This window comes from Streptomyces sp. NBC_00057, assembly GCF_045041165.1.
In the GTDB taxonomy this organism is placed as follows: domain Bacteria; phylum Actinomycetota; class Actinomycetes; order Streptomycetales; family Streptomycetaceae; genus Streptomyces.
In genome coordinates, this window is record NZ_CP108256.1 from 5,874,012 (window position 1) to 5,889,392 (window position 15,381).

Genomic DNA, 15,381 nt, shown 5'->3' on the forward strand with positions numbered 1-15,381 from the left:
CATGTCCGCCCCCGACCGCCCCGAGGGTCGCGGTCGGCTGCTTACCGGAGTGGCCTGGGCCGTCCTGCTGATGGGCCTGTGGCTGTGGGGCCGCGACATCGCCGACGGCTCCGGCGCCAGTTCAGCCCCGACCACCGGTGACATCGCCGCGGTCGGGCGCCCGCTCGGCGTCCCGCTGCCCCCGCCGCACGACCCGATCGAGGGCGCCGCGCCGGAGCGGATCGAGGTCCCGTCGATCGGCGTCAAGGCGCCCGTGGTCGCCCGCGGCCTGGACAAGAACGGGGCGATCGAACCACCGCCGTTCGACACGCCCCAGACCGTCGGCTGGTACGGCAACGGCATCGAGCCCGGCGCGAAGGGCCCCGCCCTCTTCGTCGGCCACGTCGACACCGAGACCGAGCCGGCTGTCTTCTACGGGCTCAGCGCGGCCCGCCCCGGTGCCAAGGTCGAGGTGACCCGCGCGGACGGCAGGGTCGCCGAATTCACCATCGACGACGTCCAGGTCATCACCCGGGAACGCTTCAACGCCGACAAGGCGTACGGCCCCCGCAGGAACGGCCGCGCGGAACTCCGCCTGATCACCTGCGGCGGCACCTACGACCGGGCGTCGCGCTCGTACGACGCGAATGTGGTCGTCTCGGCCTACCTGACCGGCGAGAAGTCCGGGGGGAGCGGCAGTGACTGACGACGCCGGTATTCGGCCCGGCCGGCAGCCCTCTTCCGCCGGGGCGCCGGCCGGGCCGTTCCTCGACCGCGGCGGGCGGGTGCGGGAGTAGCCGGCGCCGACACGGGAGGCCAGGGGGTGGGCCGTGCCCGACACTCTAGGGCGGCGAACCACCTTGGCCCAGAGCTTGTCTGACGTATCGTCGGCAATCGGTCACTTTCGGCTTCCGGGTGAACGGAGCTCGTAGTCGTAACGCGGCATGCATTCCTCGGGTGTCGCCGTTGTTCCCCGGTCCTCGGCTGCGCCGGTATCCGGGGCTGAGTGGTCCGGGAAGGGTCGTTGTTCTGCTGCCGGGCGCCTGTCGGCGTCGACGTCATCCCCCTGCACGCATGGTCGGTGCGTGACTGGTGTCGGTCGTCTCGGCCACGGCGATTCCCCGTCGGTCGCCGCGGCCGACATCAATGGCGGGCGACCCCTTCCGCTCGGACACGGAACGACGCCCTTCCGGCTGTCTGATGCCTTCCCGACATCTGTCCCCGAGCGTGCCCCACCCCACGTAGCGGACAACCGGAACTTCCCCCCTCTGCATCCCCCAACTGGGCGGCGCACCAGCCTGGTTGGAGCTGACGGCCCCTAGGCAGGTTGTCCGACCCCGGTCCTGATCGCAAGGGTGAAAAGGGTGGGTTACCAGTCATATGTGCGATTTACGGAATTCTTGCGGAGGGGGCGCGCAGAGGTGTACGTGAGGGCTCTTCGAGCCTCTGAGTAACGGGATGGCAACCGCATGAAAGCTGCGCGCCGCCTGTGAGTCCCATGGGAGTGGCGATGCGGGGGCCCGGTTCATGAACGGACAAGGCCCCCTCACGCGTGGTGAGGGGGCCTTGACTCTGCGTGCGCCGCCAGGGACTCGAACCCCGGACCCGCTGATTAAGAGTCAGCTGCTCTAACCAACTGAGCTAGCGGCGCCTGCTGACCTGGAGAACTCTACCTGAAGGCGAGGTGTGCTCCTGACCATTTCCCGTCCATCGCGGCCTGTCGGATGGTCGTTTTTTCTCTTCTGTCCGTCAAAATGCGATATGTCGGGAGAGTTGAGACACTGGCGCCCGTGCAGATGCGCCCAAAGATCTTGACGAGTGCGGAGGGGAATCGCATGACTGTGCCGGCTTTCGAGGAGTACGCACCCGCCAGCGACTGCACCTGCGCGGGATGCGCCGCACAACGGCGCACCGCCGCCGGCGCCTTGCCCATGCGGTACGGAGGCCATCCGGCCGCACACGGCGCGCGCCGCGCGCTGGTGCTGGTCACCGCGGCCGGAGTGGTGCTGAGCACCGGCGTGGCCGAGGCGGCGAGCGCGCCGGGCGACCGGGCGGCGGAGGCGACCGGAGCCGCCCGTACGGACGAGGCGACGGTGTCGGCGGACCCGGAGATTCCGGCGGACGAGGGCGACCCGCTCACCCCGGCCGACCCGGATCCGGACAGTCCGCAGGGCGGGCCGGGGCCGCTGCGGGGCACGGGGTCCTCGGGCCCGCCCTCGTCCACCGGGACCACGCTGCGCAAGACCAGCCGGGCCGCGATCACCAACCGCGCGAAGAAGTGGGTGTCCGCGCGGGTTCCGTACAGCATGAGCAAGTACTGGTCCGACGGTTACCGGCAGGACTGCTCCGGCTATGTGTCGATGGCCTGGAACCTGCCCGGCAACGAGTGGACCGGCAGCCTCGCCAAGTACGGGAAGAAGATCGCGCGGGAGAAGCTGCAGCCCGGCGACATCCTGCTCTTCCACAATCCGGCCAACCCCTCGAAGGGTTCGCACGTCACGATCTTCGGCGGCTGGACCGACTACACGCACACCCACTACGCGGCGTACGAGCAGACGAAGCCGCACACCCGCAAGCAGACGACGCCCATGGCGTACTGGACCAACTCCAGCAAGTACGTCGCGTACCGCTACAAGGCGCTCAGCAGCGGTAGCGGCGTGTCGACGAAGGCGTTCCCGGGCGCCGGGAAGTTCGGCCCCGGCATCAGCAACACGTACGTCACCCAGCTCGGGAAGATGCTCGTGGACCGGGGTGGCAAGCGCTTCTACAAAGTCGGCCCCGGGCCGGGCTGGGGCGATGCCGACCGGCGTGCGACCCAGGCGTTCCAGAAGGCCCAGGGCTGGAAGGGCAAGGAAGCGGACGGCATCCCCGGCCCCCACACCTGGCACCACCTGGCCAACGGGACCGGTCGCGACATCCCCGCCACCAGAAGCGGGAGCGGCCAGGGTGATTCGAAATCGGCTTCGAATTTCCCCGGGCGGGGCCATTTCCGGCCCGGTCGGTCGAACAGCCATGTCGACGAGCTCGGCAAGCAGTTGGTGAAGAAGGGGTACGGCAAGTACTACCTGTCGGGACCGGGGCCCCGGTGGACAGAGGCGGACCGGCGCAATGTCGAGGCCTTCCAGCGGGCCCAGGGCTGGCGGGGCGGAGCGGCTGACGGCTACCCCGGCCCGGAGACCTGGCGACGACTCTTCGCGTGACAAAACGGACATGACGGAGGCGGGAATGGGATCCACGGCGTCGGACAGCTCCGGAACCCCGGAGGACGCGAGGGAACGGGAAGGGAAGCGGGAGCAGGTGTGGGGTCCGGACCGGGTGAAGGCGCGCGACGGGGCGGGGGGTCCGGGCGAGGAGACGGCTCTGGCCCCGGGGAGCGGTGCGGGCCCGGGGGCCGCTCCGGACGGGGAGCCGGATGCCGGTCCCGACTCGGTGGTCGACCTTGTGCTGGACCTGGTCCCGGGTGAGGACGTGGACTCCGCCACCCTCGGTGCGACCTCGGCCTCGGTATCGGTCCCGGCCGTGGGCACCGCACCCGTCCCGGACGCCGCGCCCGTCCCGGCTTTGGCCGGCCACCGCACCGGGCCCGGTTCCGACACTGTCTTCGACTCCCTCCCCGTCGCCGGGGATGACGGGGCCGAGCAGTCCGGCGACGCCCCGTGGCGGACCGGGCGGCATCACGCGCTCATCGCCAATGAGCGGACCGCCACCATCCCCGTACACCTGCTCTTCCGTGAGAACCCCGAGCACACCGACGCGGCCGCGCTCCCCGCCGGTGTGATGCGGCGCGGGGCCGGCGGTGACCAGCCGGTGGCGGGGGTGCGTCGGCCGCCCGTGCCGAGGGGGCCGCAGGTGCAGCCCTCGACGCGGCCGGCGCCGGTCGGTGATCCACAGCTTGCCGAGCGGTCGGGGCCCGTGCTGCCCGGCTGGGTGGCACTGCTCGCCGGGCTGGCCGGGATCGTTGCCGGTGGTGCCGTCCTCTGGTGGGTCGGCGCGCTGCCCACCGCCGCACTCGCCCGGTTCGGGATCGGCTCGCGTCCGTACGACGGGATCGGTTTCGGCGCCCGGGCGGCGCTCACCGTGCCTGTGGCGGCGGTGCTCTTCGCGCTCGGCGGTCTGAGCCGCGGACGGGTCGGGTACGCCTGGGTGCTGACGCTCTTCGGCGAGTACCGGGGGAGTGTGCGGCGGACCGGGCTGATGTGGATCAGCCCGCTGCTGCTGCGTCGCCGGGTCGACGTACGCCTGCGGCACTGGCGCAGCGAACCGCTCCCCGCCGTGGATGCCAACGGTACGGCGCTGCGCGTCGTCGTCCTCGTCGTCTGGCGGATCAGGGACACCGTACGGGCGACGCTCGGGGTCGCGGACCACGAGGCGTATCTGCGTGAGCAGGTCGAGGCGGCGATGGCCCGGGTCCTCTCGCAGCTGCCCGCCGACGCCTTCCACGAGGACGCGCACACCCTGCGCAACGCGGAGGCCGTCGGTGATGCGCTGACCCGGATGCTGAAGGCGGACTGCGAGCCCGTCGGCATCGAGGTGTACTCCGCGCAGCCGACCGGAATCGAGTACGCACCGGAGATCGCCGCGGCCATGCAGCGCTGCCGGATCGCCGCCATCGACGCCAAGCACCGCGACAGTGTGCTGACTTCGGTGGTTGACGCGGTGGACGACACTGTCAACCGGCTGACCGCGAGAGGGCTCGTGGAGCTGGACGACTACGAACGGAAGGCGCTGGTCAAGGACTTGACGGTGGCCTTCTACACCGGACGCAGTGGCGGGGAGGGTGCCTGAGGGCTTCGGGGGCGCTCCGACGGCGAAGCGGTCTGTTGACTGCACCAGCGAGGAGTACGGCTCGACTCGGTGGTGACGCCCGGTCGAAAATCGCCCCATGTTTGTACAGAGGGCGTCCCGTGCGCATCGGGATGTGATGGATGGCCGAGTTCGGCTGCCGCGGATCGGGGCGGTACTTGCCGGCGACAGTCCGTCGTTGCCGGGGGTCGTGGCGGATGGCGCGGGTCGGGAGATCGTGTTGTAGGAGTCGACACGGCCGGGTTGATACGCGGCAGGGTGCCCTTCTCTGTGAGGCGACGGCCGAGTGCGTCGACGCTGGGGCGGATGCGGCGGGGGGGTGGTGCCGAAGGACCGGTAGGCGGTGTGCCAGGCCTCGACGCGGGGGTCGGTCTCGATGGTTATCCAGGGTTGTCAAGCTGAAGTTGCTGGTCAGCGCCAGATTGATGTTCCAGGCAAATGAATGTAGTTCGGCGGAAAACGCTTCAATCCTGTGACGAGGCGGCGCCCGGTGAGCCAGACCGAGGCATTCAAGGCCGTCGACCAACACAGCCGTTGTCGCCGAGATTGATCACGATCGGCTGGCGCGGTGATCGGCTGCCGCGTGGGGGTTGTTCACGCTCAAGCACAGGAATTTCAACGTACTGAGGACGCCAGAGCTTCATCGGCATCCGCACCGGACGTTGCTGCCACTTTCCCGACCCAGACCCCTCCGGCCTGGACGGGGCGACGAGATGAGGTGCGCCCGGCATTTCTCCGGGCTAGCTCGGCGGTGTGGCGCGCTGGGCCCACTTCGGTGTCCAGGTCCTGCTGTCGGGGCGGCCGGGGTATGTAGAGGTGAGGTGGTTGCGCAGTGCGGTGAGGGCGGGGTGCGGGTTGTCGGTGCGCCAGATCAGTGAGTGCGGGTAGACCGGGGTCGGGTCGTGCAGGGGGATGCGCCGCAGGTCGTGGCCAGCGGGCCAGACCAGCGGAGTCCGCTCGCTGACGAAGGTCGCCAATGTCGAGGAGCCCGCGATCGTGTCGAGGAGGGGCTCGATACCGAAGTTGGGGCCGACCGAGTCGATGGTGAGACCGAACGTGGCGGCGAGTTCGTCATAGTAGGCAGCCCACTCGGTGCCAGGCATGTTGCCGGGCATCCAGATCCGGCGCCCGGCGAGCTGGGCGGGAGCGATCGCGCGGGCGGCGGCGAACTCGTGATCCGGTCCGGTGAACAGGTGCAGCGGTTCGTCGAAGACCGCAGTCGCCTCGATACCGTCAGGGAGCTGCCGGCCCGGCATGCTCACGGCGCGGAAGGTTGCGTCGATCGTTCCGGACCGGACGGCGGCGATGGCCGTGTCGGAATCGAACAGGGTCACGACATCAAGATCGGTCTCGGGATACGCGCGGTGGAAGTCGCGCAGCAGACCCGCCAGTGAGAGCCTGCGACCGATCACGTCGACGCGCAACGCCCGGCGCCCTGGCCGCACGGAAGCGGCTGCCCGTTCCTCGGCTTGGAGGAGAGCCCGGGCGTAAGGCAGGAACGCCTGCCCGTCGATGGTGAGCCGGGCTCCGCGGGGCGTACGGCTGAACAGCTGCACACCGAGGTCCTTCTCCAGCACGGCGATGCGCTTGGACACAGCCTGTGGGGTGATCGACAAGTTGGTGGCGGCTTCTTGGAACTGTCCCGCGTTCACGGCGGTGACGAAGGTGCGCACGGCAGTGAGATCCACGCTGACCATCTTAGGTAGACAACCAATCGTTGAGTCTGATCGGCGAAATGGTTGTTTGATTCCAGTGCGCCACGCTCGCTTTGATGTCTCTGGTCAACATGCGGTTTGGCAAGCAGCACGGCAGGAGGTGTGCTGCCAGGCAGTCGGGTGGCTGCCGGGTTTTGCACTTCAAGGGCTCGGACTGATCGCGTTCACGGGCGGTGCGACGCATTGGCCGCCCCGTCGGCGTGACGCACCGCGACGGGTCGAGCCGTCCGCCCATATGCCGATGCCGGTGCGGTCGGCCACCGACAAGGCCACCATCGCGTCTCGGGCCGGGATGGGGCTTCCTACTCACCCCGGAGGCGACCCACACGTGCCGGATTCCTTCGTCCATCTGCACAATCACACCGAATACTCGATGCTGGACGGCGCGCAGAAGCTGAAGCCGATGTTCGCCGAGGTGGCCCGGCAGGAGATGCCCGCGATCGCCATGAGCGATCACGGCAACATGTTCGGCGCCTACGAGTTCGCGCAGGTCGCGAAGGGCTTCGAGGGCGTCAGGCCGATCATCGGCATCGAGGCGTACGTGGCGCCTTCCTCACGTTTCGTCCGGAAGCAGGAGTTCTGGGGGCCGGGAGGCCGTCGCGCCACGAGCGCGGACGGTGAGGGGTCGAAGGACGTCTCCGGTGGCGGCCGCTTCACCCACACGACCATGTGGGCACGGAACAGCCAGGGCCTGCGGAACCTGTTCTGGCTCAGCACGCAGGCCAGCTACGAGGGCCAGTTCCCTGCCGGAAAGCCGCGCATGGACCGCGAGCTGATCGCTGAACGGCCGGACGGCATCATCGCCACCACCGGCTGCCCCTCTGGCGAGATCCAGACCCGACTGCGGCTGAACCAGTACGACGAGGCGAAGGCCGCTGCCGCGGCCTACCAGGAGATCTTCGGCCGCGAGAACTACTTCCTGGAGCTGATGGACCACGGCCTGGACATCGAGCGTGAGGTCCGTGAGGGCCTGCTGCGCCTGGCCAAGGAACTGAACATCCCCCTCCTGGCCACCAACGACGCGCACTACGTCACCCAGGACCAGGCAGACGCCCACGACAGCCTGCTGTGCATCGGTGTCGGCAAGAACAAGGACGACCCCGGCCGCTTCCGGTTCAACGGCTCCGGCTACTACCTCAAAACAGCCGCCGAGATGCGCAGCCTCTTCTCGGAACTGCCGGAAGCCTGCGACAACACCCTGCTGATCGCCGAGCGCATCGAGTCCTACGACGAGGTCTTCGACTACGTCGACGAGATGCCGCAGTTCCCGGACGTGCCCGAAGGCGAAACGCAGGAGTCGTGGCTGCGCAAGGAAGTCCTCAAGGGTCTGGCGATGCGCTACGGGGCACCGGTCCCCCCACACATCCTGGATCGCTTCGAGACTGAGATGACGGTCATCGGTCCCATGGGCTTCAGCTCCTACTTCCTCGTCGTGGCGGACATCTGCCGCCACGCCCGGGAGAACAAGATTCCGCTCGGCCCGGGACGGGGTTCGGCCACCGGCTCCATCGTCGCCTACGCCACCCGCATCACCGAGCTGTGCCCCCTGGAACACGGCCTGCTGTTCGAGCGCTTTCTGAACCCCGAGCGCATCAACCCGCCGGATGTGGACCTCGACTTCGACGACCGTCAGCGCGACCGGATGGTCCGCTACGTCACCGAGAAGTACGGCGATGAGTACACCGCCATGGTGAACACGTTCGGCAAGATCAAGGCCAAGAACGCGATCAAGGACTCCTCGCGCATCCTCGGCTATCCCTACTCTCACGGCGAGCGGATCACCAAGGCGCTCCCGCCGGACCAGAACGGCAAGTCAGCCCCACTGGCTGCCGTCTTCGACTCCTCCTACGAGCGGTATGGCGAGGCCGGCGAGATCCGGCAGATGTATGACAACGAGCAGGATGTGAAGCGGGTCATCGACACCGCCCGCGGGGTGGAGGGCCTCACCCGCGGCACCGGCGTGCACGCCGCGGCGGTGATCCTTTCCAAGACGAAGCTCACCCACCGCATCCCCCTGCACATGCGCGCCTCGGACGGCGTGAAGATCACCGGCTTCGACTACCCGTCCTGCGAAGCCATGGGCCTGATCAAGATGGACTTCCTGGGGCTGCGGAACCTGGGTGTCATCGACCAGGCCATCGAGAACATCCGCGAGAACCGGGGCATCAGCCTGGCCACCGTAGATCCCCTGGACGGCGACCCGTCCACCGTCGTGATCCCTCTGGACGACGTCACGACATACCGGCTGCTGGCCGAGGGCAACACATTCGGTGTCTTCCAGCTGGACGGCGGCGGCATGCGCGTCCTGCTGAAGCAGATGGAACCCACCCGGTTCGAGGACATCGCCGCAGTCAACGCCCTCTACAGGCCCGGCCCCATGGCGGCCAACGCGCACACCAACTACGCACACCGCAAGACCGGCCGCCAGGAGATCACCCCGATCCACCCCGAGCTGCGCGACGCATTGGACCCGATCCTCGGCAACACCTTCCATCTGCTCGTCTACCAGGAGCAGATCATGGCCATCGCCCGGGAACTGGCCGGGTACACCCTCGGCGGCGCCGACCTGCTGCGCCGCGCGATGGGCAAGAAGAAACCGGAGGTGCTGGCCGCGGAGTGGGACAAGTTCCACGACGGCATGCGCGGCAACGGATCCAGCGAGGAAGCCATCAAGGCCCTGTGGGACGTCATGCTCCCGTTCTCCGGCTACGCATTCAACAAGTCCCACACCGCCGGCTACGGCCTCGTCTCGTACTGGACCGCCTACCTCAAGGCCAACTACCCGGCCGAGTACATGGCCGCCCTGCTCACCTCCGTCGGCGACGACAAGGACAAGGCCGCGATCTACCTCGCCGACGCCCGCAAGAACGGCGTCCGGGTCCTCCAGCCCGACGTGAACGAGTCCGTCGCCGAGTTCACCGCCGTCGGTGACGACGTACGGTTCGGGCTGCGGTCCGTACGCAACGTCGGCGACAACGTCATCGAGGCCATCGTCGACGCCCGCCGCCGGAAAGGGAAATTCGCCTCCTTCTCCGACTTCCTCGACAAGGCCGACCTGCCCGCACTGAACAAACGAGCTGTGGAGTCCCTGATCAAGGCCGGCACCTTCGACTCCCTGGAGCATTCCCGCAAGGGCCTCACCGCGGTCCACGAGGACGCCATCGACGCGATCATCCCCGTGAAGAAAGCGGCAAGCTTCGGACAAGACGATCTCTTCGCCGACCTGGGCGGCGAAGGAAGCGGCGAACCGGCCTTCGGCCTCGACTTCCCCATCGACGACTCAGAGTGGCCCCGTAGACAGCTCCTGGCGACCGAACGCGAAATGCTCGGCCTCTACGTCTCAGCCCACCCGCTGGACGGCGCCGAGCACATCCTCTCCGGCGCACGGGACTGCTCCATCGCCGAACTGCTCGCCTCCGGCCGCACCACCGGGGACGTGCAGCTCTCCGGACTGATCACCGGCATCCAGCTCAAGATGACCAAACAGGGCAACGCCTGGGCCATCGTGAACCTCGCGGACCGTGATGCCGGCATCGAGGTCCTCTTCTTCCCCGCCGCCTACCAGCTCGTGCAGCACGCACTGGCCGAAGACAACGTCATTGCCGTCAAGGGCAAGATCGAAGACCGGGACGGAACCGTGAACGTCTTCGGCAGAGAACTCGCGGTACTGGACGTGTCCTCCGCCGAGCACGGCGGGAAACCCCCCGTGCGGCTTGACCTCCCCGCCCACCGGATCACCGAACGGTCCGTCAGAGAACTGAAGCGCATCCTTGCGGACCACCCGGGCGACAGCCCAGTCCACCTCAGCGTCCGCAGCGCACGCAAGACGACCGTCTACGCCCTGCAAGCCAAGGTGGACGCCACCACCGTCGCATCCGATGTGAAGGGCACGTTCGGAGCTGACGCATGGGCAGGCTTGGCATGATGCCGGGGACCGGCGAGACTGCCGCTGTCGAACTGCGGCCCTCCGGGACGACGCCTCCTTGCCCACACTGCGATACGCCGGTGCTGCTGGTGGCTCGCTACCCACACACCTGGCACAACCAGGCGGAAGAACGGATCGATGGCCGCACAGAAACCTGCCGCCTGACCGCGCAAGAGGCAGACCTGGCAACTTGCCCGCTTCAGCCCGCCGAGCCGCCCGCGCCCTGGCCACTCGCGGCCTGGCCACTCGCGGCCGGGTCGCGCAGCAGGCGCAGACCGCCGTCGATCGGAACGATGACGCGGAAGATGCCTCCGCCCGCAGTTTGGGCAAGCGCAGCTGACCCAGCAGGGCACCATCCCCACCCAGAAGACCGGGAAGCACATCATCCTGAGCGTCTGGACCATCGCGGACACGGCGAACGCGTTCTACGCCTGCTCCGATGTTCAGTTCTGACGTGTAGTCAGTTACCGTGCGGCGCCATGGGGAGCGCAGGCACCGTCGCGGAGCTCGTACAGCGCCAATGGGGCGACCACCGGCCCGGACTGAGATCTGAGGACGCCGTCCTCAGCCATCACCAGGTCGCCTCGGGCGCTGCCGCACGGGCCGCGCTCCTGGCGGATCTGCTGCCGGCGGGCAGCGAACCGCACCTCGGGGCGCTGATGGACAACACCCCTGAATTTGCACTCTGGTTGAGCGCGGCGGCCCTGGCCGGGGTCGCCGTCGCCGGCATCAACCCCACCCGGCGCGGCGCCGAACTGGCCCGCGACATCCTGCACACCGACTGCCGGGTCCTGGTGACCGAACGCGCGCATCTCTCGCTGCTCGACGGCCTGGATCTTCCGGGTGTACGGGTGCTGGTCACCGACATCGATGCGTACACCGAACTGCTCGCCCCCTACGCCGGAGCGAAACCGGGCGACACGGTCCTGGCCGAAGTCGGGCCCGGAACCCGGATGCTGCTCTACTTCACCTCGGGCTCGACCGGTGCCCCCAAGGCCGCGATCTGCTCCCAGGGGCGGCTGGCGGCGGCCGGGCGGTCCCTCGCCGATCACTTCGGCGTCCGGCGCGAGGACGTCCACTACATCTGCATGCCGATGTTCCACGGCAACGCGGTGATCGCCGACTGGGCGCCCGCGCTGGCCGGCGGGGCCGCGGTCGCGCTGCGCCGCCGCTTCTCGGCCTCCGGATTCCTCGACGACGTACGGGCGCACGGGGCTACGTACTTCACCTATGTCGGCCGCGCCGTGCAGTATCTGCTGGCCACCCCCGAGCGCCCCGACGACCGCGAGCACCCGCTGCGGCTCGGCTTCGGCACCGAAGCCGGCGCGGTGGACGCGGCCCGCTTCCGGGAGCGGTTCGGGGTGCGGCTGATCGAGGGCTACGGCTCCTCCGAGGGTGGCGCGGCGATCCAGCGGACCCCGGACACCCCGGAGCGCGCGATCGGGAAGGCGGCGTCGCGCGACGATCTCGCGGTCGTCGACCCGGAGACCGGCGAGGAGCGGGCCGCCGCGGTCTTCGACGAGCTCGGAAGGCTGGCCAACGGGGCGGATGCGATAGGGGAGTTGGTCAATCGGGGCCGTACACCCTTCGAGGGGTACTGGCGCAACGCGGCGGCGGATGCGGACCGGGTGCACGGCGGCTGGTACTGGACCGGGGACCTCTTCTTCCGCGACGCCGACGGCTTCCTCTACTTCGCGGGCCGTACGGACGACCGGCTGCGGGTGGACAGCGAGAACCTGGCCGCCGCGGTGATCGAGAACATCCTGGCCCGCTGGGAGGACGCGGCGGCCGTGGCGGTGTACGCGGTGCCGGATCCGGTCGCCGGTGACCAGGTGATGGCGGCGCTCGCGATGCGGGAGGGCGCCGCCTTCGACCCGTCCGCCTTCGCCGCGTTCCTCGGGGCGCAGACGGACCTGGGTACGAAGATGGCCCCCCGCTTCATACGCATCGTCCCGGCGATGCCGGTGACGGCGACGAACAAGGTGCACCGGGTGGGGCTGCGCCGCGAGGGGTTCCGGTGCGGGGGATCTGTGTGGTGGAACGGTGCCCGGGGCGGGTACGAAGCGTTCGGCGATGAACAACTGGACGCCCTGCTGGGCGAGTTCAAAGCGCACGGGCGAGACGGCCTGCTGCCCTCGAGGTGGGTGGACCCGCACTAATTCGTCAGGGCCGGCTCCTCCCGGTCCGCCACCGCGGACCTGGGCCGCAGCAGCGTCACGGCCAGCACCGCGCCCGCCAGCAACAGCGCGGCCCCCGCCACCGAGGCGTACTGCATGCTGTGCACGAAGGCCTCCCGCCCGATCGAGATCAGCGAACCGTCCCCCGTGGCCACCGCACCCGCCAGCGTCTTACGGGCGTCCTCCGGCGCGGAGCCCGGCATGTCGGCCGTGTAGACGGCCGTGGCCACCGCACCGAGCAGGGCCATCCCCATCGCACCGCCGAACTCCTGCCCGGTCTCCAGCAGCGAGGCCGCCGAACTCGCCTTCTCCGGCGGGGCAGTGGACAGCGCCAGGTCCGAGACGAGCGCCATCACGGTGACGATGCCGCAACTCATCACGGCGCAGCCGCCGAGCAGCAGCCACAGCGAGTCCGTGCCCGTCAGGGCGAGGACCGCGAAACCGGCGGCGGCGATGACGAAACCGGCGCAGATGACGCGCGTACGGTCGGTCCGCTGGGCGATCGCCGTGGCCGTCGGGGCGGCGGCACCCACCGCAAGTGACGGGGCCAGGCTCCACAGCGCGGCCTCCATCGTGTCCATGCCGAGCACCGACTGCAGATACTGCGTGGTGAAGAACGAGGACCCCATCATGGCGAACGTGGCCAGCGCGTTCAGCCCGATCCCGGCCGCGAAGCCGCTGTTGCGGAAGAGCTCCCGGCCGATCATCGCGTCGCCGTGGCTGCGCTGGCGGCGGACGAAGAACCAGCCGACGACGAGCCCGGCGGCGATGATCAGCGTGTTTCGCACATCGAGCCCGTGCGCGGCGCTCTCCTTGACCCCGTAGACAACGGGCAGCACGGCCCCCATCGACAGCGGCACGCTCAAGAAGTCGAACCGGCCGGGGCTCGGGTCCTTGAACTCCGGCACCAGCACCGGCACCAGGACCAACAGCAGCACCATCGCCGGCACATTGATCAGAAAGACCGAGCCCCACCAGAAGTGCTCCAGCATGACCCCGCTGAGTACCGAACCGAGCGCGATCCCGCCGGCCATGGCACCCGACCAGATGCCGATGGCCCGGCCGCGCTGCCGCTCGTCGCGGAACATGTTCCGCACGAGACCCATCGTCGACGGCATCAGCGTCGCACCGCCGATCCCGAGCAGCGCGCGGGCCGCGATCAGCATCTCGGGGCTGGTGGAGTACGCGGCCGCGACGGACGCGGCACTGAACGCGAACGCCCCGAGGAGCAGCAGCTTGCGGCGGCCGATCCGGTCGCCGAGCGAGCCCATCGTGATGAGCAGACCGGCCAGGGCGAAGGCGTACACATCGAAGATCCAGAGCTGCTGGGTGGCGCTGGGGGCGAGGTCCCGGTCGATGGAAGGGATTGCGAAGAAGAGGACGGAGGCGTCCATCGAGACGAGGAGGAGGGGCAGCAGGAGGACCACGAAGGCGGTCCATTCCCGGCGGCCGGCGAGATGGCCGCGCTCGGCGGTGGTGCTCGGAGCGTTCGTCATGCCAGAAAATGTACGAGTGTGTAAAACGATTGTCTAGTACGGATGTGTAAAACGTTCGTACATCTCGATGGGCAGCGAAAAACGCACTGGGCGGTTCACGTGTGTACGTGAACCGCCCAGTGCGTTGTCTGTGCGCCGCCAGGGACTCGAACCCCGGACCCGCTGATTAAGAGTCAGCTGCTCTAACCAACTGAGCTAGCGGCGCCTGCTGACTCAAAAATAATACCTGCTCCCGAGGGTGCTGATGACACTCGGACTAATTTGGACTCATTAGGTCAAATCGACCTTGCCCGGCAAAATCGAGCCCGCCCAGCAAAAATCAAGCCCGTCCGGCGATTGAGGACAAAGCCGTCCCGGGGGCACCCCGGTCGGCCTCATCGAACCCCCACCCCTAGAGCGCCAGCGACAGAAGCACGGGCGCCGCCCGCCGATTCAGCGTGGCTGCCGCCGCGCGCAGGCGATGCGCATCCTCGACCGGCAGGGACAGTGCCAGGCAACCCGCCGACGCCCCGGCCGTCAGCGGTACCGCCGCGCACACCGTGCCGACCGCGTACTCCTGGAGGTCGAGCATCGGGACGGTCACCGGCTGGCTGTCCAGCTTGGAGAAGAGCACCTTCTCGTTGGTGATCGTCCGCGATGTGAGCCGGGCCGTCTTGTGGCGCGAGAGGTGGTCGCGGCGGCCGTTCTGGTCGAGCTGGGCCAGCAGGCACTTGCCGACGGCCGAGGCGTGCGCGGAGGAACGGAAGTCCACCCACTCGTTGACCGCGGGGGTATGGGGGCCGTCGGCGTACTGCGTGACGCGGATCTCGCCGTCGACGTACCGGCTGATGTAGACCGCCGCACCGACCGAATCGCGCAGTTGCGTGAGCATCTGCTGGAGTCTGGCCTCCAGGGCCTGTCTGCGGGCCGGGCCGGAGCCGAGGAGTAGCAGTGAGGAGCCGATGACATACGCGCCGTCGGTGACCTGCTCGACGTACCCCTCGCGGCGCAGCGTCAGTAGCAAAGAGGTGAGATGCCCTATGGGCAGCCCCGTCTCCCGGGAGATCTCGGTATCCGGCACGCCGTTGCCGTGCTTGGAGACCGTTTCGAGAACGCGAAGGGCGTACTGCACCGAATGGAACGGTGCGGTCGGTTCGGGCTTCAACGTCACGGTTTCCCCCACCAGGTTGTGACCGCAAGCTCTACTTTCACAATACCTGCCAAGAGCCCTGTACGGGGCGGCTGTTGGCGACTTTATGGGGCGCCCCGGCGCCGCAAGCTGGGGCGCGCCCGTCTGGCATATGCCA

At 68.7% G+C, this 15,381-nt stretch carries 8 protein-coding genes, 2 tRNA genes and 2 pseudogenes; 6 read left to right on the top strand and 6 right to left on the bottom strand.

The window, feature by feature from the left end; translation table 11 throughout:
- Window position 1: 1 nt before the first annotated feature.
- Entirely contained in the window at window positions 2-685 is a 684-nt protein-coding gene (locus OG953_RS27695) for a class F sortase (RefSeq protein WP_405687641.1), read from the top strand.
- Window positions 686-1,556: 871 nt separating this feature from the next.
- On the opposite strand, the gene OG953_RS27700 is transcribed toward OG953_RS27695, so the two are convergent.
- Window positions 1,557-1,630: transfer RNA gene (locus OG953_RS27700), tRNA-Lys, on the bottom strand.
- 184 nt (window positions 1,631-1,814) lie between these two features.
- Between OG953_RS27700 and OG953_RS27705 the strand changes: the two genes are divergently transcribed.
- Window positions 1,815-3,179, top strand: a complete 1,365-nt coding sequence (locus OG953_RS27705; protein WP_405687642.1) for a peptidoglycan-binding protein — start codon at window positions 1,815-1,817, stop codon at window positions 3,177-3,179.
- 10 nt (window positions 3,180-3,189) lie between these two features.
- On the top strand, window positions 3,190-4,764 hold the full coding sequence (locus OG953_RS27710; protein WP_405687643.1) for an SPFH domain-containing protein: 1,575 nt from the start codon (window positions 3,190-3,192) through the stop codon (window positions 4,762-4,764).
- Window positions 4,765-4,992: 228 nt separating this feature from the next.
- Here OG953_RS27710 and OG953_RS27715 read toward each other — a convergent pair.
- Together OG953_RS27715 and OG953_RS27720 are read right to left on the bottom strand one after the other, a co-directional pair.
- A pseudogene (locus OG953_RS27715) lies at window positions 4,993-5,157 on the bottom strand (phenylalanine--tRNA ligase beta subunit-related protein); the annotation flags it as partial.
- A gap of 365 nt (window positions 5,158-5,522) precedes the next feature.
- Window positions 5,523-6,470: a LysR family transcriptional regulator gene (locus tag OG953_RS27720; RefSeq protein WP_405687645.1), complete on the bottom strand. Its 948-nt coding sequence runs from the start codon at window positions 6,468-6,470 to the stop codon at window positions 5,523-5,525.
- A 355-nt stretch (window positions 6,471-6,825) separates the two neighbouring features.
- Here OG953_RS27720 and dnaE point away from each other — a divergent pair, with 355 nt between their 5' ends.
- From dnaE to OG953_RS27735, 3 genes and pseudogenes are all read left to right on the top strand, one after another.
- Window positions 6,826-10,422 (top strand): DNA polymerase III subunit alpha, encoded by a 3,597-nt coding sequence (dnaE, locus tag OG953_RS27725; protein ID WP_405687647.1) that lies wholly within the window; start codon window positions 6,826-6,828, stop codon window positions 10,420-10,422.
- A gap of 330 nt (window positions 10,423-10,752) precedes the next feature.
- Window positions 10,753-10,875, top strand: a pseudogene (locus OG953_RS27730) (lytic polysaccharide monooxygenase); the annotation flags it as partial.
- Between the two features lie 26 nt (window positions 10,876-10,901).
- Window positions 10,902-12,581: an AMP-binding protein gene (locus OG953_RS27735; protein WP_405687648.1), complete on the top strand. Its 1,680-nt coding sequence runs from the start codon at window positions 10,902-10,904 to the stop codon at window positions 12,579-12,581.
- Here the strand turns inward: OG953_RS27735 and OG953_RS27740 are convergent.
- From OG953_RS27740 to OG953_RS27750, 3 genes are all read right to left on the bottom strand, one after another.
- Complete coding sequence (locus tag OG953_RS27740; RefSeq protein ID WP_405687650.1) at window positions 12,578-14,095, bottom strand: MFS transporter; 1,518 nt, start codon at window positions 14,093-14,095, stop codon at window positions 12,578-12,580. The genes OG953_RS27735 and OG953_RS27740 overlap by 4 nt on opposite strands.
- Window positions 14,096-14,226: 131 nt before the next feature.
- Window positions 14,227-14,300, bottom strand: a tRNA-Lys gene (locus tag OG953_RS27745).
- A gap of 186 nt (window positions 14,301-14,486) precedes the next feature.
- Window positions 14,487-15,245 (bottom strand): IclR family transcriptional regulator C-terminal domain-containing protein, encoded by a 759-nt coding sequence (locus OG953_RS27750; protein WP_405687652.1) that lies wholly within the window; start codon window positions 15,243-15,245, stop codon window positions 14,487-14,489.
- Window positions 15,246-15,381: the final 136 nt, after the last annotated feature.